The organism is Desulfopila aestuarii DSM 18488, from assembly GCF_900143695.1.
Classification (GTDB): domain Bacteria; phylum Desulfobacterota; class Desulfobulbia; order Desulfobulbales; family Desulfocapsaceae; genus Desulfopila; species Desulfopila aestuarii.
On the sequence record NZ_FRFE01000052.1, the window covers coordinates 1 to 21,575 of the forward strand.

Sequence of the window (21,575 nt, forward strand, 5' to 3'; positions counted from 1 at the left end):
CTGTTGCTGGATCACGTTTGTTTGCTTTGGCCGCTGAGCTTTTCCGGTTCATACTCTGCAAATGCGCGACCTTGGGGTCATAACCATTTTCAGTACTGTTTCTCTTCAGCTCACGGCTGATTGTGCTACTACTGACACCAACTGCCTTGGCGATGGCTGCATGTGTCATCCCTGCTTTACGCAGGACAGAAATCTGGTATCGTTGTTCTTGAGTGAGTTGCTGGTAGTGATTGTTGTGATTTTTCATGACAGACCGTGGTTAAGTGTAGGAGCTGAAACCATATCTTCAACTCACTCACTTTTCAATCTTCAGTCTGTTGCACTTATTGTATTACTCCAGCGTCATTTCATTATAGCTTATTGATTTTCTTTTCTGCTACAATTGCTCTATAACTAATACGCCATATTATTGTCATATGGTTAAGCTGAAATATTCTTTCCGTAGCAGTGGTGAAGAATATAGGTAGCGAGGTAAAGGCAGAGAAATGTCATCCCTGGAAACATTTGCAGAAATCTTGGCTCTTTCACTTATTGGAGTTGCTCTACTCACCCTCCTGTTGCCGTTTCTCGCCTTCATCCTTTCAATGATGGGTTTTCCACTAGGCACGAAAGGCCAGACCCTGCTGACCATTCTCGACAAGTATTCTCCTCTCAACCTATTCTACAAACGACGAGTAGCACGAAAAGCCAACCGCATCAAAACCCATTACCTGCGGGCGGAAATATCTGATGGTTCCGTCTCTTACAACGCGCTTGTCACCAACATCTCAGAACAAGGCCTTTGCATCAAGGGTCTCCCTGAAAAATTCTCGAGCTCTCGGTCGTTTCTTTCGGTAATCGTCCATTATCAATCAGAATATTACAAGTTGGTGGTACGGCCAAGGTGGGAACAACTGCAAAAGAACAGATCCAAAGTTATCGGCTTGGAGATTGCCAAAGCACCTGATAACTGGGGCAAACTTATACTCTCCTACTAAGGACGCAAAAAAAAGGGTTGCAACCATATGGCTGCAACCCTTGAATTGACTGGCGGAGCGGACGGGACTCGAACCCGCGACCTCCGGCGTGACAGGCCGGCATTCTAACCGACTGAACTACCGCTCCTCATTTTTTACTTTCGACGTGGTGGGCGAAACAGGGCTCGAACCTGTGACCCTCGGCTTGTAAGGCCGATGCTCTCCCAGCTGAGCTATTCGCCCCCGCCGAATGTCCGGACTATTTACCAACTTCGACTCTGTGCGTCAAGAAAATAAACAGCTATAAGGAATTTTTTGACTCTCATTTTCCCTTGTAAAAATACAATCTCACCTATCACTTGAATATCTCGTATTTCAAGCCGCTGACATCGTATTTCAACAGATGGACCAGGAAAAAATCCCAAACAATTCACGTAGAGGTGAATAACAAGCTAAAACGCAAAAAGGGTTACAACCGGTTGGTTGCAACCCTTGAATGTGCTGGCGGAGCGGACGGGACTCGAACCCGCGACCTCCGGCGTGACAGGCCGGCATTCTAACCGACTGAACTACCACTCCGCTTAGTGTATGTTTAACGTGGTGGGCGAAACAGGGCTCGAACCTGTGACCCTCGGCTTGTAAGGCCGATGCTCTCCCAGCTGAGCTATTCGCCCGTCGTTAAGCGTGGGGTGTTTTTACCAAGTTCCCCCCCACGCGTCAAGCAAAAAAGTTAATGTGCAGAATTATGCGCATGCAGAGCGCTTTCCGCTAAACCGCGCGTTCTTCCTGGAACTTTAAGTACGGTTTCCCCTTCCTTTAAAAGGATCGCATGGTCAAGCACATCGTCCATATGATCCACCAGCGTGATATTCAGGCTCTTGCGTATTTTAATCGGCACATCATCCAGATCCCTCTCGTTTTCCTTAGGAATCAATACATGGGTAATGTTGCCACGCTTAGCCGCCAGCAGCTTCTCAGTAAGGCCGCCAATTGGCAACACCCTACCCCGCAAGGTGATTTCACCTGTCATGGCCAGTTCATGGCGCACAGGCGCCTTCAAGAGCGCTGACACGAGGGTGGTGGCAATAGTTATGCCCGCAGATGGACCATCTTTAGGAATCGCACCCTCAGGCACATGAATATGAATATCAAGTTTCTGGTAGAAATCGGTTTCAAGTCCCAGCATCTCACCCCGCGACCGCACATAACTCAGCGCAGCCTGGGCTGATTCCTGCATGACATCACCAAGTTTGCCGGTAATGGTCAGTTTGCCAGAGCCGGGCATCAATGTCGCCTCTATCTGTAATAATTCGCCACCGACTTCCGTCCAGGCAAGACCAGTGGTGAGACCGATTTCATCCTGCTCTTCGGCAAGACCGAACCGGTATTTGGGCGTACCCAGAAATTTAAGAACAGATTGGGCACTCATGCGATACTTTTTGTCTTTCGTCTTCTTTTTCAGCCGGTCTCTGGCGATTTTGCGGAACAAAGAAGCAATGTTACGCTCAAGATTTCGCACACCCGCCTCGCGGGTGAAACGACGAATAACCTCCAGGATCGCCCCATCGGTCATGATGATGTCGCCTTCCTTGAAGCCGTTAGCCTCCAACTGCTTGGGTACGAGATACCCTTCGGCAATTTTCAGCTTCTCCTGTTCGGTATAGCCGCGGATCTGGATTATCTCCATCCTGTCCTGCAATGGCATGGGAATGCCATGCAGATTATTGGCCGTAGTAATAAAAAAGACTTCGGATAGATCGTAGTCAATATCGAGATAATGGTCGTTGAAGGCGTTGTTCTGTTCAGGATCAAGCACCTCGAGGAGCGCCGAGGAAGGATCTCCTCGAAAATCCATGGACATCTTGTCGACTTCGTCAAGACAGAACACTGGATTGGCTACATCCACCTTCTGCATCGATTGGATGATCTTACCAGGCATGGCACCTATATAGGTCCGACGATGTCCGCGGATTTCGGCCTCATCGCGTACCCCACCAAGAGACAGGCGGGCAAATTTCCGCCCCATCGCCCTTGCGATCGATCTGCAGATAGAGGTTTTACCAACCCCCGGAGGACCAACGAGACAGAGAATTGGTCCCTTCAATTTTTTGACCTGCGCCTGTACCGCCAGATACTCAAGGATACGCTCCTTGGTCTTGGTCAGCCCGTAATGGTCCTCGTCGAGAATCTTCTCAGCCTTGTTAATATCAAGCTGCGACTTGCCCTTTTTCTCCCAGGGCAGATTGACAATACAATCAATATAGTTGCGAACGACGGTGGTCTCTGCAGACATGGGCGGCATGTTTTTGAGTTTCTTCAACTCTTTTAACGCCTTGTCCCGAGCCAGCTGTGGCATCTTCTTTTTATTAATGATCTCTTCAAGTTCGCCAAGCTCATCAAGCCCGTCTTCATTCTGGCCCATTTCGGACTGAATTTCACGGACCTTCTCACTGAGATAGTAGTTGCGCTGGGTTTTCCCCATCCGCATCTTCACCTTGGCGTTAATGTTCTTTTCCATCTCACCAAGCTCAATCTCCCGATGAATGACCTCAAGTACTCTTTCGATCCTGTCCTGTAACCGGTCACATTCGAGAATTTCCTGTTTCTCAGCAGCTTTCAGCGGAAGATGGGAGCAGATAATATCAAGAAGTTTAACCGGGTCCTCAATGGTATTCACCGATTTGACCACTTCCTTGGCAATCTTCTTATTGCTGTTGGCAAACTCTTCAAAGAACTTCCGCAGTTCACGCTCATAAGCGATGAACTCTTCAGTACGCTCCACTTCATCGTCCAACTCTTCGACTTCAACCTGAAGAAAGTTGTCATTGGGAACATAAGAAACAATGCGGGCCCGAGTTTTCCCTTCCACCAGCGCTTTGATGGTGCCGTCTGGCAGACGCAGTAACTGCATTACAGAGGCCAAGGTGCCGTAGCCATAAATTCCATCAGGCTCAGGATCATCAATTGCCGAATCCTTCTGGGTGACCAGCAGAATCTCGGTGCGTTTTTCCATCGCATCTTCGAGGGCAAGAATTGACTTCTTCCTGCCGACAACAAGCGGTGCCACCATATGAGGGAATATTACAATGTCCCTCAGCGGCATCAGTGGATAGAGCTTCGTCACGGATACTCCTTTTCTGGATAAACAACCCTCGAGGGGTCGGATAAGACTGTATTTGGCTTTATCGGCAGGCCAACTTGACCAACCTTGAAAATCAGCCGTCGAGTATTGTTACTGGCAAGATTTCCGAACTCACCGGTAACAGTAATCTCATTACGAGTTGATTACTTTTTCTTCTGGCGGCTTATGATAGAGAACCACCGGATATTCACCATTGACGATGACCTGCTCGGAAATCACACATTCCTGGACATTTTCTTTTGACGGCAGGTCGTACATAACTTCAAGCATCGCCCCTTCCATCACGGAACGTAACCCCCTCGCACCGGACTTACGTTCAAGCGCCTTCTTGGCAATAGCCAGAAGAGCACCCTCCGTAAACCGCAGCTGAATGCCTTCGAACTCAAAAAGTTTCTGATATTGCTTCGTCAGGGCATTCTTAGGTTCACGTAAGATTCGCACCAGATCATCTTCTTCGAGTTCCTGCATGGTAGCGATAACGGGCAGACGTCCAACAAGCTCTGGAATGAGTCCGAACTTCAACAAGTCCTCAGGCTGAACGGAAGCCAGCAATTCACCAAGCTTTTTCTTGGACTCGCCAGTGACATTAGCTCCAAAACCGATCGACTTTTTCCCTTGTCGACGTTTGACAACACTGTCCAGACCGACAAAAGCACCACCACAGATAAAGAGAATGTTAGTGGTATCGATTTTGACCAATTCCTGCTGCGGATGCTTTCTCCCACCTTTAGGCGGGATCGAAGCGATGGTTCCTTCAATAATTTTCAAGAGCGCCTGTTGAACACCCTCACCGGAAACATCTCTCGTCAGCGAAGGGCTGTCAGATTTTCTTGCAATCTTATCAATCTCATCAATGTAGATAATGCCACGTTCGGCTTTTTCAATGTCATAGTCGGCTGCCTGCAGCAGGTTCACCAGAATATTCTCGACATCGTCACCAACATAGCCGGCCTCTGTGAGGGTCGTGGCATCGGCCATGCAAAATGGCACGTTCAGTATTCGGGCAAGGGTCTGGGCAACCAGCGTCTTACCTGAGCCGGTAGGACCAATCAGGATGATATTGGATTTCTGAAGTTCAACCGAATCGTCATTTACCGGCGCGTCGATACGTTTATAGTGATTATGCACCGCAACGGAGAGCACCTTTTTCGCAAACTCCTGGCCAATGACATAATCGTTTAAATACGCATGGATCTCCATCGGCTTCAGAGAAGCTGCAATGGCTGTAGGACTTGTAGCGTCCTCTGAATCGTTCTCTTCATGAACGATCTCATTGCAAAGCTCAATGCATTCATTACAGATGTAGACATCCGGACCGGCGATGAGTTTTTCCACCTCATCCTGACTCTTTCCGCAAAACGAGCAATGACATTCAGGCTCTTTCTTCCCTTTATCACCCATTTTTCTTGTCCTCTTCAATTACATCTCTATTTACGAGTACTTTATCAATAATGCCGTATTCACAGGCCTCGACGGGACTCATAAAGTTATCGCGCTCTGTATCACGGGCAATCGTGTCGATATCCTGACCTGAATGGGTAGCAAGTATCCGGTTCAGATCTTCACGCATCCTCAGAATCTCGCGGGCGTGAATATCGATATCAGTGGCCTGACCTTGAAAACCACCCATGGGCTGATGAATCATGATCCTGGAATTGGGCAGCGAGTATCGCTTGCCGGCTGTCCCGGCTGCTAACAGCAGCGCACCCATAGATGCCGCCTGCCCCATGCAAAGCGTGGCTATATCGCATTTAACATATTGCATGGTATCATAAATGGCCATACCTGAGGTAACGGAACCACCAGGAGAATTTATATAAAAGGTGATATCCTTTTCTGGATCTTCTGCCTCAAGAAAAAGCAACTGAGCAATGATTACATTGGACACATCATCATTGACTCCTGAACCAAGAAAAATGATACGCTCTTTCAAGAGACGCGAGTAAATATCGTATGCGCGCTCACCTCTTGGGCTCTGCTCAACTACCATGGGAACAAGATTCATCATCGCACTCCTAAAATGAGACGACTGCAACAGGCTCTCACCGGTTGCAGTCGTCAAAGTTATCTACTAGACCCGGCGGGACGGTCATTCTATCACCCACGCAGGTCAAATATATATCCATTCCCGACAGAATGCCAGGATGTTGACAGAATTATTCTGATTCTTCAGCTACTTTCTCACTTTCTTCAGCAGGAACCGGCTTTTCCTCAACCATTACAGCCTGATCTTTCAGGAAACGGAGGATCTTCTCGTTCAGCAGCTCATTCATGAATGGAAGCAGGTCGTCGCGGCTCTGGAAGTACTCCTTGACCTTGGCAACAGGCATATTGTACTGATCGCCGATACGTTTGAATCCGCGCTCAAGATCCTCATCCTCAATTTTGATTTCCTCAACCTCACCGACTTTCTTCAGAATAAAGTCGCCGCGTACACGCTTGGTGGCAACCTCGGCATTCTGCTCAGCGAGCTTCTCGCGGCTCATTCCGGCGGCTTCCAGGCTGAGACCAGCTTGTTTCAGCTGCTCTTCGGTCTGTTTGATCATCTGCTCAATCTCAAAGGCTACTAAGCGTTTAGGCACTTCAAAATCATGTTTTTCAAGCAGCTTCATCATCAGCCTGTCGGTAATAACACCTTCAGCACTGTCCTCACGTTCCTTGATACGACGCTCACGAATAGAGGTCTTAAGGTCTTCCAGAGTGGTGAATTTATCACTCACTTCTTTGGCGAAATCGTCGTTCAGCTCAGCAAGAACCCGCTCTTTCACATCTTTGACATTGATTTTAAACTCAACCTTTTTGCCTTTTAAGATCGGGTTCGGGTGCGATTCGGGAAAATCAACCTCATGGGAGGCCTCTTCCCCTTTTTTCATTCCAACCAGCTTGGCCTCGAACTCAGAACCCATTCTGCCGGACCCAACATCGACAGTATAGTCTTCGTTTTTCACTTGCTTCATTGGGTTACCCTTATGGAAACCCTGGAAGTCTACAACGACAACATCACCCTCCGCCACGGCGCGATCTTCGACGGAACGGAGTGCGGCCATTTCTTTCTGCAAGGAGAGCAACTCAAGCTCAATTTCCTCATCGGTCACGAGAATTGCAGGCTGCTCAACTTCAAGACCCTTATATTCGCCTATTTCGAAAATTGGACGGATATCCACATTGGCTACGTAGGTGAAAGAACCATCTTCGTTATATTTGACGCTGGTGATCTCAGGATGGGTTACAGCATCAACGTTCTCTTTCTCGATGACGTCGAAATAGGTTTCCTGTACAAGCTTCTCACCAATCTCACCTTCTACCTGAGGCTTATAGCTTTTGATGACGATGGAGCGAGGCACCTTTCCTTTCCGGAAACCTTTCATCTTAGCGTCTTTTCGCAACTTGTCATACTCGGCGTTCAGCCGCGGCTGTACAGCGTCTTCCGGAAGAGTAACGGTAACCTTCCTGGTGAGTGTGCCTACTTCTTCAATTTGTACATCCATATGCATCATCCTTTTTTCGTTTAGTTCTCTCAAATCTGTATCTTATAACCGCGGCACAGCCTTTGTTTTTCTCGATGAAAATATTGGCTTTCGACCGGCAGCCTGACTTCGTGGATGCTTATCGTACCGGGCAAGCATCTTTTTGTTCAGCCATATCAAGGCTGGTGCGAGAGGGGGGGCTCGAACCCCCACACCGTAAGGCGCCAGATCCTAAGTCTGGTGCGTCTACCAATTCCGCCACCCTCGCAAACTCTTACCGCAGATGCTTTTGCGGTACACATCTTGTCCATTTCCTGGTCAAGTATCACATACCCCAGGGAAAAGACATTTTTCAGCAACATATTTCAAAATAAGAACGTCCAGCCGACCAGCGGTCAACAATCCACGGCCTTATATGGGTTGTCATTCTGCAAAAAGCTGCACAAACCACCTCAAGACATGTAACCCGCTGAGTTCTCGTCTTCGCGCTGCAGCTGTAATTCATTTTTTTGCGAGTTAATCAATAATTCACATTCCGCATCCAGTCAAGGTCAGACCTTGGCAATCGCGAACACCACTCGGAAAAGATGGTATAAATACCATTTCACGCATTCAGTTTCCACATTTTTTTGTTTTCAACCTATTGGACCCGTTAAACGAGCCATGCCCATTTGATCCGTTATCCTCCCTTTGCTCCACAGAAATTCTCATGATACGTAAAAAAAACCCACCTTACGAACGCATGAATTGTCGATATCTTCTTATATTGTGTTGCCCATTTGCTTTCTTGCGAAAATGTATAACATTAGCTAATGTCATAAGAAGTCTGGACAGGATTTCTTTTTTTTACGCCATCAGCAAAAAAGAGAAGTATTCACCAGCCCCTCCCCCACCACTCTCCTATATATAATAGGGAATGCTGCATCGGGCGAGTTGAGTATCTTTAAACACAATAGAGGTTTATATGAAATTACGTTTTTCCCTTCTTGCCTGTGCCTGGCTTCTGACAGCCGAGACAGTGCTCCATGCTGAGACTGTTGCCCCAGCGGGCAAAGACAGCCGGCTGAACTGGCAGGTGGTATCCCGTTGGCAGATTGAAGCCACTCCGGTTGATATCGTCCACTCTTTAGATGGTAAAATGGTCTTCATTCTCGATAACCAGCACCGCATTCTGGTATACAATAATCAGGGACAGCTCCAGGGCCGAATCCCCGTTAGTGAGGGTGTGACCCGTATCGACATTGCCCCACAGGGAGAGGCGCTCTACCTGATTGATGGCAAAGAAAATAGCTTCACCAGTCTGGCCATGAGCTATGTCATGGACATTGACATTACCGGTTCGCCCTTTAAAGGAAAAGTCGACGCACCTGTTACCTTGGCAATTTTCACCGATTTTGAATGACCGTATTGTGGCAAATTAGAGCCACTTCTCGAGCAGGTGTTCGAGCAGAATAAAGAGAATATCAAAGTCGTATTCAAAAACATGCCGCTCAGCTTTCACAAGATGGCAGATCCCGCACATCGGGCTGCCATGGCAGCCGACATGCAGGGGAAATTCTGGGAATATCATGACAGGTTGTTTAAGGCAACCACTCTCAGTCCCGAGCTTCTTGACAAAACAGCCAAGGATATCGGTCTTGATATGACCAAATTCCAGCAGGACCGGAGTTCCATGATAGTTGAGCAAAGAATCCGTAAAGACATGGTTGACGCCCAGAACGCCGGCGTTACCGGCACGCCAACAATCTTTATTAACGGCCGGAAGCTAAACGAACGCTCCATGCAGGGCTTCCAGATGCTTATCGATGAGGAACTGGCGAAGGCCCAAAAATAAGATAGATAATGAACAACCAAAACATCAGCCAGGTCCTCAATTTTGAAGACAACCAGACAGCTATAAGTTTGTATGGAGAGTTAAACCGCAATCTCCAGCTCATCGAAAACAGCTCCGGGGTCAAAATCAGCGTGCGGGGAAACAGTGTCAATGTTTCCGGTTCCCAGCACGATGTGGAAATCGCTTCGGAGCTGCTTTCCCAGCTCTATGATCTGATAGGTAAAGGCTATCCGGTCTACAGTTCTGATTTTGCCTTCGGGCTTCGCATTCTCGAATCAACCCCGAAGGCAAGGCTTGACAAGATATTTCTCGACAAGGTCTATGTGACGACCCAGAACAGGGTCATTTCACCCAAAACCCCTAATCAGAAGAGATATATCGATGCCATCCGAAATAACGATATTGTTTTCGGAATCGGTCCTGCTGGCACTGGAAAGACATACCTGGCAGTGGCTATGGCTGCATCGGCTCTTGTTACCGGCCAGGTCCGCTCCATCATTTTGACCAGACCGGCTGTTGAAGCTGGTGAAAAGCTGGGCTTTCTGCCAGGCGATCTTGCCCAGAAGGTCAACCCCTATCTTCGCCCACTCCATGATGCCCTCAACGACATGGTTGGGCCAGACAAGTGCCAGGATCTCGTCGAGCGCGGCATCATCGAAATTGCACCTCTGGCCTTTATGAGGGGACGGACACTCAGTAACGCCTTTATTATTCTTGATGAAGCCCAAAACACGACCCGCGAACAGATGAAAATGTTCCTCACTCGTGTTGGCTTCGATTCAAGGGCTGTGATCACAGGAGATGTGACCCAGGTCGATTTGCCGATAAAACAACATTCCGGCCTACTGGAGGCACAAAAATTATTAAATAATATCGATGGTATCGAGTTCTGCAATTTCTCTAAAAGCGATGTCGTTCGTCACCCCTTGGTCCAGCGCATCATTCAGGCTTACGAAGTGAGCGAAGAATAGCAACAGATCGAACCAGGTCCACTGGACTCTGACAGATAATGCCATAGTCTTTTCCCCCTGACACTTTCACTGGTCGACTGACTAACAACTCTTCATAACCCGTTCCCCTTTTACCACTCGAGGAAAAACATGCCGGCAGACGTCGCTATCCATTACGAACTGGCATCACATCCAATCAACCGCAGCGCCATTGAGCGCCAGGTCCAGTGGTTCCTCCGTCAACTTGAGGCTTCCGACCATTCGGTTTCACTCTTACTGGTCGACGATGAGGAAATGACCCGGCTCAACAGCCACTACCGGGGCAAGGATGGACCGACCAATGTCCTCTCCTTTCCTCTCGCCGAAGGCAGTGATGCAGGCTTTTCTGATCTACCCATCAAAGAGCTCGGAGATATCGTTATCTCCCTCGACACTGCCTTGCGAGAAGCCATTGAGCTTGGCCAGAAATTTTCCTTCAGATTGAGCTGGCTCATTGCCCACGGCCTATTGCATTTACTCGGGTATGACCACGAGCGTTCTGAAGACGAAGCTATCCAAATGTACGAATTGGAGCAGGAGCTGCTTCAACGACTTGAACACCATAGGAGACACCCCATGCCGCATCTTGCCATCAATGTTGACCATGTCGCCACTATCCGCCAGGCTAGGGGCACCACTGAGCCCGACCCCGTCACCGCTGCCGCCATCTGCGAACTGGCTGGCGCTTCAGGCATTGTCGTTCATCTGCGGGAGGACCGACGTCATATGCAGGATAGGGACATCCGACTGCTCAGGCAAACCATCAAAACTCGGATGAATCTTGAGATGGGCGCCACCAAAGAAATGATTGGCATTGCCATGGAAGTGGGTCCTGACATGGTGACGCTCGTCCCCGAAAAACGTCAGGAACTGACCACCGAAGGAGGCCTCGATGTTGTCGGCCAGAAAAAGAAGATAGCCAAGGCTATCGAGCAGCTGGCGAAAAAGAATATTCCTGTATCACTCTTTGTCGATCCCGACCTCGACCAGATTGCAACAAGCAAGGATATTGGCGCTACCTTTGTCGAGATCCATACCGGCCGGTATGCCGACGCCGTGACAGAGGCTATTCGCGACCAGGAATTTTTGCTGATCGCAGAAAGCGCCCAAGAGGCCTATCAGCTCGGGCTCAAGGTCAATGCCGGTCACGGTCTCGATTACCGCAACACTGCAAGGGTCGCAGCACTTGACACCATCGAGGAGCTTTCCATCGGCCACGCAATCATTGGCCGCAGTGTCTACGTTGGAATCGAACGGGCAGTGCGAGAGATGCTCGATATCATTCAGCAGGCGCGTTTGACCATCTGAACCCCTATCGCGATATTCCGTATAGATTTTGCCTTGATGTTTTCTGCAATGTAACGGCATCACTACATGCCGTGAAAAACCAGAAACCTGAGCACGATTGGCAATTGACAACAGGAAAACCTGTGTGGTAAAAAGGACCACTCGCCTGGGTGGTGGAACTGGTAGACACCCGAGACTTAAAATCTCGTACGCCTTGCGCGTGTGCGGGTTCGACTCCCGCCCCAGGCACCAAACAAACATCCGATGCCATCTACCGGCATCCAGAATAGCCTGTAAGATTCAATATCTTACGGGCTTTTTCTTTTTCTAATCGTCCAAATACGTCCAACACGCACCATTGACATCCACCTTAAAAAGAGGGTAAAAAAGAGGGTACAGTTGCGAGTACGGCGATACCCGCTTCAATCGTACCCGCTTTTCTCCCCTTATCCCGGAGGACGTCATGTCAAAGCTCACCGCTGTTCAGGTCAGAAACGCCAAGCCTAAAGACAAGCCGTACAAACTTTCCGATGGATATGGCATGCATCTACATGTTGCCCCAACTGGGGCAAAAACATGGAGGTATAGATTCAGGATTGACAACAATGAATCAACATACACCCTTGGAGAGTATCCAGCGATGAGCCTAGAGCAAGCCAGGTCCGCAAGGACCAAAGCTCGGGAGACTGTCAAGGCTGGGAAGAATCCAGCACATGTCAAAAGAAAAAAACGTCAGGAAGAACGAAAACAGCAAATAGAAGAAAAACTTGCTTTGCAAAACACCTTCCAGTCCATTGCTCGCGAATGGATAGAAAACCAGCGTTCAGGATGGAGCCACGACCATGCTGAGGCTGTCAAGACCACACTACAGGCGGACGCATTCCCAAAAATTGGTGACCTGCCGATCGACTCCATCTCCCCACCTATGGTTCTCGACATCATTCGCACCATTGAAGATCGCGGTTCACAAGAGATGGCCAAGAAGGTATTGCAGCGAATAACTGCTGTTTTCCGCTATGCCATCCAGACAGGCCGGGCTACCTATAACCCGGCATCAGAGATGAAGGGAGCGCTCAAGCCCAAAAAAGTGCAGCACCGGCCAGCACTTTCCGCTGAAGAACTACCGAAATTTCTTCATAAACTCCACCATGGCGACATTCACATAACCACAAGATTGGCAATTGAGTTCACAATACTCACGGCTACAAGGAGTGGTGAGGTACGGGGTGCGACATGGGACGAAATCAATCTGGACGACAACTTGTGGAAAATACCTGCTGCCAGAATGAAAATGAACACTCCGCAAACCATCCCCCTCTCCCAACAGGCTATCGCAATCCTCAAGCAGGCTAAGGAACTCTTCGGCGAAACCGGACTCATCTTCCCGGGTATCAGACAGGGCAGCCCCCAACTTTCTGAAAACACCATGCTCTATGCATTGTATCGACTCGGCTACCACTCCAGGGCAACCATCCACGGCTTCCGAGCCACCTTCAGCACCATTGCCAATGAATCTGGGTTTGACTCGGATATCATTGAGAAAGCCCTCGCCCACGAAGAACGCAACAAGGTTCGGGCCGCCTACCATCGAAGCGAATACATTGAACAGAGAAGGGAATTAATGCAATGGTGGGCCGACTACCTGGATAAAGCGGTTCAGAACATACCCACATAGATCATTCTGCGCACATTTCCACCTTTTAACTTTGAAAATACTTTTTGCTTGGAGTTATACAAAAAGTTCCATATGCTGGTTTGATACTTTTCAATCCACGCCCCCGCATGGAGGGCGACTACGACCCGTCAGGGCTGGCAATGACACTCCCGCGTTTCAATCCACGCCCCCGCATGGAGGGCGACCTACCACAGCAGATCAGGCCAAAATAGACACGCTGTTTCAATCCACGCCCCCGCATGGAGGGCGACCTCCATCACTACCGTCTCAATCTCTGCTGTCACCAGTTTCAATCTGTCACCACCGATCTAAAATGAACCCATCCACCGACGGAAAACGAACCCACCAAGCTGGTATCGCAATCTGATATGCCACCGATTTTTGGACCCACCTTTTTCTAACTCCCTATTTTATATTTCTCTTTTTAGTATCGTTTCATATCCAACGCCGGGAGGAAACGATGCCACGCCGAAAAAGTAAAAAGCGTCCATGTCGAATCTGTCGAAAATGGTTCACGCCTGACCCTCGGATCGGGGATCGACAGAAAACCTGTGGCGATCACGAGTGCATGAGAAAATGGCATACCAGGAAATGCGCCGAATGGAACAGAAATAACCGCAAGTGTGCTCAGGAAAGTTATTTGCACGACAAGCTGGCGCAGGCGGCCCAAGGCGAAAGCGATGAGCCCAAGAAGGCATCAGCTGCGGCCACCACCTCAATAGCCCCTGTTTCCACCGCCCATGCCGCTTCATTTCCACAACTACCACGCTGTCTTGTTCAAGAGGTGATCGGGGCACAACAGCTTGTAATTATGGAATACATAGCACGACAACTCTTCAGGGCAGTTCAAGAGGTGATAAATAGGCAAGTATCTAAAAATACAAGAGACTCAACACGACTACCCCGGAAGAGTTGTTGAGAGGAGATAGCGTTTCCCCCGGATCATGAGATATCCTGGCACATCATCTCTTGTTCAGGAGGCGCCATGTTAACAACACCACTCACATCTGCCGCGGACACAATAGAACTTCCCCTGGCTAGCATTGGTGAACGATTCAGCACCTTGCGGATTGTCAACCCGGCAGCGGACAACGCCATACTCCGGTCAATGGAGCGGTATGGTCAGATAATGCCGGTGGTTGTTAGCGAAATTGCCGACAACGATTATCAACTGCTTGATGGTTTTAAACGACTGCGAGGTGCCGGAGTGCTGCGCATGAAGACACTCAAGGGGCGGATAATGCGGTTGAATATCCGTGCCGGCAAGGCGGCGCTGGTGCAGTTGAACTGGGTGGGGAAGTCCATAAACAGCATGGAAGAAGCGCTGGTGGTGCATTCACTCTTTCATGAGGACAGCTTGAGCCAGGTGGAGATCGCCACCCTGCTGGGGCGCCATAAAAGCTGGGTCTGTCGGCGGATAGCCCTGATCGACCGCTTGTGTGATGAAGGCCAGGAGCAGATACAACTCGGCCTGCTGCCGATCAGTATGAGCCGGGAACTGGTCAAGTTGCCACGTGGCAACCAGGAGGCACTGCTGGAAGCGATCACCAGGTGTCATCTGAGTTGTCGTGAAACGGGCAAGCTGGTTGAAGAACTACAGAACCGGCCGGAGCGCGAACACCGGGACCTTTTACGAAGGCCACGGGAGATTCTGCGGCAAGACGATCATCTGGATCTGACGGCAAGCAACCTGTTCTCTCCGCTTGTGCGGACCATCCACTGCAAACTTCTGTGTCTGGAACGGCAGTGCCTGTCGGCTTCCTTTACCGTGCAGACCACGGAGTTTGGGCAATTCGAGGAGGAGGAAGAGCGATTTTTACACACCTGTTGCAGGGAGGCCCTGCGTACCCTTGAGCAAACCGTCAAGGCGTTTCGACAAAACGTGCCGCCCGAGTCGGAGACTGAGCGATGACCGTCATCATCCACAGCCGGAAGGAGTTGGAACGGTTGCTGGTGACCATGAACAGCGAAGGCTGGAGTATCCGCAAACTCGCCGGCCATTTTTCCATCAGTCGCAATATGGTACGGCGTATCTTGCGCAAGCACGCTGCCGCCCGGGACCAGGGCCATGATGTTGTTCGGCGACAGAGAAAACAAGCAACGCCTCGGCACAGCAAACTGGATCCCTTTATCGGACGAATCCGGGAGCTGCTCAAGGATTTTCCCAAGATAACCGCGCAACGCGTGTACGAAGAGATCACCGCCGCCGGTTATGACGGCGGCATAAGTATTTTGCAGGAGCGGTTACGCCTGCTTCGCCCAACGCCGAAAAAGACGCCGGTGATCCGCTTTGAGACCGCGCCCGGTCTGCAGGGGCAGATGGACTGGAGTCCTTATACCATTAATTTTCTGCGTGGGGGCAAAACCACAATCAACTGTTTTTCCTATATCCTCGGCTTTTCAAGACGACAATATATTGATTTCACCAGGCGCCGGGACTTCTTCACCCTGATTCGACGTCACCAGGACAGTTTTTTCCACTTCAACGGCTCCCCCCGGCAGTGTCTGTATGATAGCGAAAAGACTGTCGTGCTGCGTTGGGAGGCCGGAATGCCGGTATACAATCCGTCTTTCGCCGCTTTTATTACCCATTACCAGTGCAAGCCCGTCGCCTGTATGCGGGGACGCGCACAAACCAAGGGGAAAATCGAACGACCGTTCCAGTATGTGGAGCATAACCTGCTGGGCGGCCGGAAATTCCAGGATCTTGATGACCTCAGGAATTGTGCCCGCTGGTGGTTGCAAAACCGTTCCGACACCCACAAACACGACACCACGGGCAGGCCGCCCCTGGAGCTGTTCCTCGAAGAGGAGCAGGAAGCGCTGATCACGTTACCGCGCTGCCCGTATGATGCCTCCGAGGTGGCGTTACGAGTCTGTAGTATTGAAGGCTATCTTGAGTTTGAAACCAATCGTTATCCAGTGCCCTTTGAGCATGTGACTGATATCCTGACTCTGAAGGCCACCGAGCAGGAAATCTTCATCTATTCACCGGAGTTAGCCCTGATCGTGCGGCACGAACGGTTGCCGGCCGGAGCGGTGATAACCCTTGACGCCACCGGCATCCACGGCGCTCAGGCAGTCCGTTATGGCCTGGAGCCGGTCCGGGATCAGTTTCTCAGTATGGGTGATGCCGCTGAAAGCTTTCTGCGAGGGCTTGTGCAAAAGCACCCCAAGAACGCCGGCTTTCATATCAGAGCCATACTCCGTCAGAAAGAATTTTACCATTGCGACGAAATTCACGGGGCCATTCTCCATGCCTGCAGGTACCACGCCTATGACCACCAGGCGGTGGAGCGTATTCTCAAGATCAAGGCGAAACCACGTACCTTGGAATCGCATCGCAACGAACGAGCCGCTGAAAATCTGCGCAAGACCCTGCCGCCGGTCTACCAGCGGTCATTACAGGAGTACAGCTCACTCCTGGGAGGCAATCGCCATGAAACATCGACCAGCAACGGACAGCATGCAGCGGATTCAAAGCAGCCTGAGAACTCTCAAACTCAATACAATAGCGACGATTCTGGATGAAGAGTTGGCCCGTGCTGCCCAATCGGCAACACCGCCTACCGAACTGCTTGAACGTCTCCTGGCTGCCGAGGCGGATGCCCTCACCCAGCGGAGAATCGAACGCCGGATCAATGAATCAAGGCTCCCTGAGCGAAAGTTGTTGACCGATTTTGATTTTGACTTCCAGAAAGGGATCGACAAGGCACAGATAATGGAACTGGCCAAGCTCAACTTTATCCACCGCAAACAGGGGGTAATTATTGCAGGTAATTCGGGCACCGGCAAGAGCCATATCGCCAAGGCCTTACTCTTGCTCGGTTGCCGGGAAACCTATCGCTGCCGGTATACCACGGCAAGCGACATGCTCAGAGATCTTTTCTCCGGTCTCGCTGACGATACTCTCGCCCTGAAACTGAAACGATATCTGACTCCTGACCTATTGCTCATAGACGAAGTCGGCTTTGACCGCCTAGAACAACAGGACCCAAGAAACGCCTGTCTTTTCCACAAGGTAATCGATGGACGGTATTGTAAAAAATCGACGATGATCACCTCAAATATCGACTTCAAGGAGTTGGGCGATTACCTGGGAGATCCCGTCATCACCACCGCCATCGTTGATCGGATGGTGCACCATGCCATCATTTTAAGCATCGAAGGTCCTTCCTGGCGTCTCCATCAATCACAACAGTTGAATAACCGCACCACAAGGGATTAAAAGCAAGAGGATACATCCTGCAAAGTCCTTCTCGGGCAGTATGAACTGACGACCACCCCAACAATCCCCCCTGTCTCCCATTGCCTTCTACACCAACCGTCGGCACCTGGCGGGGAAGCCTTCCGCCCTACGGGCTACAGGTTTCCCCGCCAGGTGCCGACGACTGTCCTCGCATACTTCGTATGTTTTATGGGTAGATAATGCTACCGGCAGTGGGTCCGATAATCGGTGAAAATGCCGAGTGCAATCGCAAATAAGCAACTTGTGGGTGGGTTCTCTTGAACTCTTCAACTGGGTCTGTTTTTTATCGGTGGTGACATTTCAATCCACGCCCCCGCATGGAGGGCGACAGATACCTGACGACAGGGCCAGGGGCAAGGCTTGTTTCAATCCACGCCCCCGCATGGAGGGCGACAAGGAAAATCGAGCCGTTTGACTTGCTGGTAATCGTTTCAATCCACGCCCCCGCATGGAGGGCGACGGTCAATTTGTAATAGACCGATACAAATCAATAAAATTTACAACTTCCGCGAACCCAATATTTCACCCATCTGGCATCTCATAGCAAAAGATGTAATCCATAGCCCCAGCCGGGTTAGTTCTACGGTTGCGAACCTCCCAGCATTCTCTGCCTGACTGAGGTTCGCGGAAACATTTTTTATATGATCAGTGGACCTTCCTGATCAAAGGATTTCTTCGCGCCTATATGTTCAAATTTATTGTGCCAACTTGCTCCAAGGAAATAGAATCGCAAACTATCTTTCTCGATATCTATCTCCTCTATTAAACGCTGACGAAACCGCGTCCATTGTGCAGGGTCCACCAAGCACTCAAACACAGAAAACTGCACTCTCTGACCGTAGTCTTTGCATGCCTTGGCAACCCTCCGTAATCTTCTGCTTCCCCCCGGTTCGCTAGTCTTCACATCATAGCTTACCAGTACTAACATTTATTTCCCTCCTACTATTATTTCCAGATGGCTGGTGGATAGCCATCAAGTTCACCTCTGAATAATCTCGACAACAATAGCGCCTGCGCATAGAAGAATAGGCCTATCTTCATTTTTTCCTCAAGAAATGGATGGGCTCGTTCATCCTGTTTTCTGTTCTGATATGAGACCAAAACAGTTTTTCTCGCTGTATCTGTCATTCTGACCGCGCCACTTTCGCTGATATTAAAATCCTTTTCTTTCAGCTGGCCAAGATTCACCAACGAAATTGCCAGACGATCTATCATCGGGCGGAATTCTTCCATAAGATCAAGCGCCAGGCCCGGTCGGCCCGGTCGATCCCGATGCAGATATCCTACAGCCGGGTCTAGCCCTACAGATTCTAGAGCCGATCGAACATCATGCATCAGCAATGTGTATAAAAAGGAAAGCAGACAGTTCATCCGGTCGAGTGGTGGCCTTCGACTACGCTGCCGCATGAAAAAGCTATCTTTGCCACGTACCAGCAGATGGTCAAGAACACCGAAATAGACATGGGCGGCATCCCCTTCGATGCCTCGGATCTCGTCCAGGACAAGATCGCCCTGCAACCTCTTCAAAGACGTGGTCAATCGACTGGCAGCATTCTCTAAATCATCAGTGTCGACCTTACCCTGATGATCCCGCAGCGCCCGCAAGAGGACGGACCGACAGTTTGCAATTTTTCCCATTACAAATTCTTTGGCAATCATGGCAGAGAAAACAAGATCATCCGCACGCCGATATTGTTCGCGGCGCAACAGGACATTGCCAGAGACGGGCCCTTGCACCCGAGCAAGGAATAATCGAGACAACCAACCCCACCGTGAACAGTGACTTCAACACCAGGAGCAAATGACCATGAAAAAACATAATGCCGAGAACGAGCGGATCAAACGTAAATACTTCACGTTTTTAAAAGAAGCAAAGCGGCACAGCGAGCCGACCGTCGACACCGCTGCCAAAGCCCTGAGCCGGTTCGAGGAATATACGAAGTTCAAGAACTTCAAGGCTTTTCATTTTGAGCAGGCCGTCGCCTTCAAAAAACATCTTTCCGAACAGCGTGGACAACGGTCCGGCAAAAGGCTGAGCAAGGCGACCCTCTATTTGACCCTGACCCAGTTGAAACGATTTTTCCAGTGGCTGGCCTGGCAGCCGGGGTATAAGTCGCGGCTTCAATATTCAGACGCTGACTATTTCAATCTGTCGGACAAGGATACCAGAGTGGCTACCGCAAGGCGTGAGCAGCAGATACCAACGCTCGAGCAGATCTTACATGTCATACGGAGCATGCCTGCCGAGAAGGACATCGATCGACGCAACCGGGCGCTTATTGCCTTCACTCTGCTGACCGGAGCAAGGGACAGCGCCATCGCTTCAATGAAAATCAAACATGTCGATCTGATCAGCGACAGTGTGAGTCAAGATGCCAGAGAAGTGAAAACCAAATTCAGCAAGACCTTCACCACCTTTTTCTTTCCGGTTGATAACGAGGTGCTAGAGGTTTTCGTCGACTGGGTGACCTTCCTGAGGGATGAAAGACTCTGGGGCAATGATGATCCGCTATTTCCAGCCACCAAGGTGGCTATCGGTACCACCCGCCAATTCGAAGCCGCCGGATTGGCACGCAAGCACTGGAGCAATGCCACGCCCATCAGGACCATCTTCCACGAGGCATTCACCAGGGCCGGCCTGCCCTATTTCAATCCACACAGCTTCCGCAACACTTTGGTACGCCTAGGCGAAGAACGTTGTACGACGCCTGAGCAGTTCAAGGCATGGAGCCAGAACCTCGGGCATGAGAAGGTATTGACCACTTTTTTGAGCTATGGCGGAGTTTCCTGCCAGCGGCAGGGAGAAATCATTCATGGATTGGGAAAGACGGATGTAAACAGCCCATCATCTGTTGATCTACTCGCTGAAGTCATTTTGCAGAAGATAAGTCATCAAAGCAGAAAATAGGATCGAAATATGGACGGAAATTTTTTTCCATGCGTATTAAAGTAACATGGGTAGTTTGCATGGCGAATTACCCTCAGGAAAGATGTTGACGATCTATTATAGCTCAATCTCAGATCGGTTTTTTATTACGTATATACAGTAGACACCTCAAGTTTCCAAGAAGAGTCATTGAGGAAACCTTAGTCTTGCTAATATAATCAAAAATTTTACGGCTACGTGACGCAGGGACGTTCATCAATAATGTTCTGACTCCGCTTCGCTCAATTGTGATTGGAAAGATAGTTGGATTTCACCCCATATCTAAACGAACCCAGCAGACAAAGCAGAGCCTAAAAAATCAAAGCCTCTGCATGAAAAACACAGCTGGGCTTCATTACATGGTAGAATGCCGCGAAATCCTTTGGTGGGTTATGTACCTTTGTTTTGATGGACCCTATGTTGTTGAACCTCACGAGGGAGGCTTCTTGAGCCATGTTATTTGATTCCTCCACATTAACATGTTTAATATATTAGGCCACCGGAGACCTTTTCACCAGTTCGAAGACTTTCCTAATTTTTAATTTATTGCAAATCCTTGGAAAACTGATCAACCAAGCTGTCTACCCACTTTTCCAACAGGGGCTCAATTGCGTTCACGGGGTCATTCTTTAATCTATTAGTACCAACCTGCCCCAGATCAGCGCCTCTAACTCTTGCTGCCACGACCTTACCCGTGGCTTGATCTACTGCTTCAACCTCGAAAAAGATAACCAGATCCTTATCCCGTACTCCACCTACTTCCATAGCCGCAGTCACAGCTAATGTAACAGGAAGATACTGGTAAACTGCTAATTCCTCAGAAGAACTTGACACACCCGACAACGCAGAGCGTATTTTCAAGTCGCCGGTTCCTTGCCCCTTAAACCCCTTTGAAAAGGCTGAGTTGAGCCTGTCGGCGATAAAGGCGGTAAGCTCTTCTTGCTGGCTCGCTTCAAGTGTTGAATGGTCAAGTAGTTTTTGAGAAAGATGCACCTGAACCGGGGCAAAGATAATACGGCCATAATTTTTTAGTGCAAAACCCGGCTCCAT

The 21,575-nt window shown here is 49.7% G+C and carries 18 protein-coding genes, 6 tRNA genes and 1 pseudogene; 12 read left to right on the top strand and 13 right to left on the bottom strand.

Annotated elements, in window-relative coordinates; translation table 11 throughout:
- A partial coding sequence (locus BUF15_RS24940) for a helix-turn-helix domain-containing protein (RefSeq protein ID WP_143170872.1) occupies positions 1–247 on the bottom strand: 247 nt, incomplete at its 3' end.
- A 268-nt stretch (positions 248–515) separates the two neighbouring features.
- Between BUF15_RS24940 and BUF15_RS24945 the strand changes: the two genes are divergently transcribed.
- A complete protein-coding gene (locus BUF15_RS24945; protein WP_143170873.1) occupies positions 516–977 on the top strand; it encodes a hypothetical protein in 462 nt (153 codons plus the stop codon).
- 50 nt (positions 978–1,027) lie between these two features.
- Here BUF15_RS24945 and BUF15_RS24950 read toward each other — a convergent pair.
- The 9 genes from BUF15_RS24950 to BUF15_RS24990 form a co-directional block, all read right to left on the bottom strand.
- Positions 1,028–1,104: transfer RNA gene (locus tag BUF15_RS24950), tRNA-Asp, on the bottom strand.
- Between the two features lie 19 nt (positions 1,105–1,123).
- Positions 1,124–1,199 (bottom strand) — tRNA-Val (locus BUF15_RS24955).
- 259 nt (positions 1,200–1,458) lie between these two features.
- Positions 1,459–1,535: transfer RNA gene (locus BUF15_RS24960), tRNA-Asp, on the bottom strand.
- Between the two features lie 19 nt (positions 1,536–1,554).
- Positions 1,555–1,630: transfer RNA gene (locus BUF15_RS24965), tRNA-Val, on the bottom strand.
- A gap of 56 nt (positions 1,631–1,686) precedes the next feature.
- Entirely contained in the window at positions 1,687–4,059 is a 2,373-nt protein-coding gene (gene lon / locus BUF15_RS24970; protein ID WP_084554578.1) for an endopeptidase La, read from the bottom strand.
- Between the two features lie 171 nt (positions 4,060–4,230).
- A complete protein-coding gene (clpX, locus tag BUF15_RS24975; RefSeq protein ID WP_073616906.1) occupies positions 4,231–5,499 on the bottom strand; it encodes an ATP-dependent Clp protease ATP-binding subunit ClpX in 1,269 nt (422 codons plus the stop codon).
- Entirely contained in the window at positions 5,492–6,103 is a 612-nt protein-coding gene (clpP, locus tag BUF15_RS24980; protein WP_073616908.1) for an ATP-dependent Clp endopeptidase proteolytic subunit ClpP, read from the bottom strand. The genes clpX and clpP overlap by 8 nt, the downstream gene beginning before the upstream one ends.
- A gap of 151 nt (positions 6,104–6,254) precedes the next feature.
- A complete protein-coding gene (gene tig, locus BUF15_RS24985; protein ID WP_073616910.1) occupies positions 6,255–7,586 on the bottom strand; it encodes a trigger factor in 1,332 nt (443 codons plus the stop codon).
- Positions 7,587–7,748: 162 nt separating this feature from the next.
- Positions 7,749–7,833, bottom strand: a tRNA-Leu gene (locus BUF15_RS24990).
- A gap of 696 nt (positions 7,834–8,529) precedes the next feature.
- On the opposite strand from BUF15_RS24990, the gene BUF15_RS24995 reads away from it, so the two are divergent.
- From BUF15_RS24995 to istB, 10 genes and pseudogenes are all read left to right on the top strand, one after another.
- Positions 8,530–8,967, top strand: coding sequence for a YncE family protein (locus tag BUF15_RS24995; RefSeq protein WP_073616912.1), 438 nt, complete (start codon positions 8,530–8,532; stop codon positions 8,965–8,967).
- Between the two features lie 12 nt (positions 8,968–8,979).
- Positions 8,980–9,399, top strand: a pseudogene (locus tag BUF15_RS25000) (DsbA family protein); the annotation flags it as partial.
- An 8-nt stretch (positions 9,400–9,407) separates the two neighbouring features.
- Positions 9,408–10,370, top strand: coding sequence for a PhoH family protein (locus tag BUF15_RS25005; RefSeq protein WP_073616916.1), 963 nt, complete (start codon positions 9,408–9,410; stop codon positions 10,368–10,370).
- A gap of 129 nt (positions 10,371–10,499) precedes the next feature.
- A complete protein-coding gene (locus tag BUF15_RS28255; protein ID WP_073616918.1) occupies positions 10,500–11,696 on the top strand; it encodes a pyridoxine 5'-phosphate synthase in 1,197 nt (398 codons plus the stop codon).
- A gap of 143 nt (positions 11,697–11,839) precedes the next feature.
- Positions 11,840–11,927: transfer RNA gene (locus BUF15_RS25015), tRNA-Leu, on the top strand.
- A 211-nt stretch (positions 11,928–12,138) separates the two neighbouring features.
- A complete protein-coding gene (locus BUF15_RS25020; protein ID WP_073616920.1) occupies positions 12,139–13,350 on the top strand; it encodes a tyrosine-type recombinase/integrase in 1,212 nt (403 codons plus the stop codon).
- Positions 13,351–13,810: 460 nt separating this feature from the next.
- Positions 13,811–14,269 (top strand): hypothetical protein, encoded by a 459-nt coding sequence (locus BUF15_RS25025; RefSeq protein ID WP_143170874.1) that lies wholly within the window; start codon positions 13,811–13,813, stop codon positions 14,267–14,269.
- A gap of 66 nt (positions 14,270–14,335) precedes the next feature.
- Positions 14,336–15,262 carry a ParB/RepB/Spo0J family partition protein gene (locus tag BUF15_RS25030; RefSeq protein WP_073616924.1) on the top strand — a complete coding sequence of 309 codons (927 nt, stop codon included), beginning with the start codon at positions 14,336–14,338 and terminating at the stop codon, positions 15,260–15,262.
- The gene (gene istA, locus BUF15_RS25035) at positions 15,259–16,881 is read left to right on the top strand and encodes an IS21 family transposase (protein ID WP_073616926.1); all 1,623 of its coding nucleotides are present in this window, start codon (positions 15,259–15,261) and stop codon (positions 16,879–16,881) included. Before BUF15_RS25030 ends, istA begins: the two co-directional genes overlap by 4 nt.
- Positions 16,790–17,578: an IS21-like element helper ATPase IstB gene (istB, locus tag BUF15_RS25040; protein WP_159441383.1), complete on the top strand. Its 789-nt coding sequence runs from the start codon at positions 16,790–16,792 to the stop codon at positions 17,576–17,578. Before istA ends, istB begins: the two co-directional genes overlap by 92 nt.
- Positions 17,579–18,236: 658 nt before the next feature.
- Here istB and cas2 read toward each other — a convergent pair.
- Together cas2 and cas1c are read right to left on the bottom strand one after the other, a co-directional pair.
- Positions 18,237–18,527: a CRISPR-associated endonuclease Cas2 gene (cas2, locus tag BUF15_RS25045; RefSeq protein WP_073616930.1), complete on the bottom strand. Its 291-nt coding sequence runs from the start codon at positions 18,525–18,527 to the stop codon at positions 18,237–18,239.
- A gap of 17 nt (positions 18,528–18,544) precedes the next feature.
- Positions 18,545–19,360, bottom strand: coding sequence for a type I-C CRISPR-associated endonuclease Cas1c (gene cas1c, locus BUF15_RS25050; RefSeq protein WP_084554576.1), 816 nt, complete (start codon positions 19,358–19,360; stop codon positions 18,545–18,547).
- 46 nt (positions 19,361–19,406) lie between these two features.
- Here cas1c and BUF15_RS25055 point away from each other — a divergent pair, with 46 nt between their 5' ends.
- The gene (locus tag BUF15_RS25055; RefSeq protein ID WP_073616934.1) at positions 19,407–20,507 is read left to right on the top strand and encodes a tyrosine-type recombinase/integrase; all 1,101 of its coding nucleotides are present in this window, start codon (positions 19,407–19,409) and stop codon (positions 20,505–20,507) included.
- A gap of 561 nt (positions 20,508–21,068) precedes the next feature.
- Here BUF15_RS25055 and BUF15_RS25060 read toward each other — a convergent pair.
- Positions 21,069–21,575: DUF3313 family protein (locus BUF15_RS25060; RefSeq protein WP_073616932.1), on the bottom strand; the 507-nt coding region annotated here is incomplete at its 5' end.

Bases quoted from the DNA above. Each gene is read 5' to 3' on its own strand.
- lon (WP_084554578.1), bottom strand. From the start codon at position 4,059: ATGCCGCTGAGGGACATTGTAATATTCCCTCATATGGTGGCACCGCTT.
- clpX (WP_073616906.1), bottom strand. From the start codon at position 5,499: ATGGGTGATAAAGGGAAGAAAGAGCCTGAATGTCATTGCTCGTTTTGC.
- clpP (WP_073616908.1), bottom strand. From the start codon at position 6,103: ATGAATCTTGTTCCCATGGTAGTTGAGCAGAGCCCAAGAGGTGAGCGC.
- tig (WP_073616910.1), bottom strand. From the start codon at position 7,586: ATGGATGTACAAATTGAAGAAGTAGGCACACTCACCAGGAAGGTTACC.
- BUF15_RS24995 (WP_073616912.1), top strand. From the start codon at position 8,530: ATGAAATTACGTTTTTCCCTTCTTGCCTGTGCCTGGCTTCTGACAGCC.
- BUF15_RS25005 (WP_073616916.1), top strand. From the start codon at position 9,408: ATGAACAACCAAAACATCAGCCAGGTCCTCAATTTTGAAGACAACCAG.
- BUF15_RS28255 (WP_073616918.1), top strand. From the start codon at position 10,500: ATGCCGGCAGACGTCGCTATCCATTACGAACTGGCATCACATCCAATC.
- BUF15_RS25020 (WP_073616920.1), top strand. From the start codon at position 12,139: ATGTCAAAGCTCACCGCTGTTCAGGTCAGAAACGCCAAGCCTAAAGAC.
- BUF15_RS25025 (WP_143170874.1), top strand. From the start codon at position 13,811: ATGCCACGCCGAAAAAGTAAAAAGCGTCCATGTCGAATCTGTCGAAAA.
- BUF15_RS25030 (WP_073616924.1), top strand. From the start codon at position 14,336: ATGTTAACAACACCACTCACATCTGCCGCGGACACAATAGAACTTCCC.
- istA (WP_073616926.1), top strand. From the start codon at position 15,259: ATGACCGTCATCATCCACAGCCGGAAGGAGTTGGAACGGTTGCTGGTG.
- istB (WP_159441383.1), top strand. From the start codon at position 16,790: ATGAAACATCGACCAGCAACGGACAGCATGCAGCGGATTCAAAGCAGC.
- cas2 (WP_073616930.1), bottom strand. From the start codon at position 18,527: ATGTTAGTACTGGTAAGCTATGATGTGAAGACTAGCGAACCGGGGGGA.
- BUF15_RS25055 (WP_073616934.1), top strand. From the start codon at position 19,407: ATGAAAAAACATAATGCCGAGAACGAGCGGATCAAACGTAAATACTTC.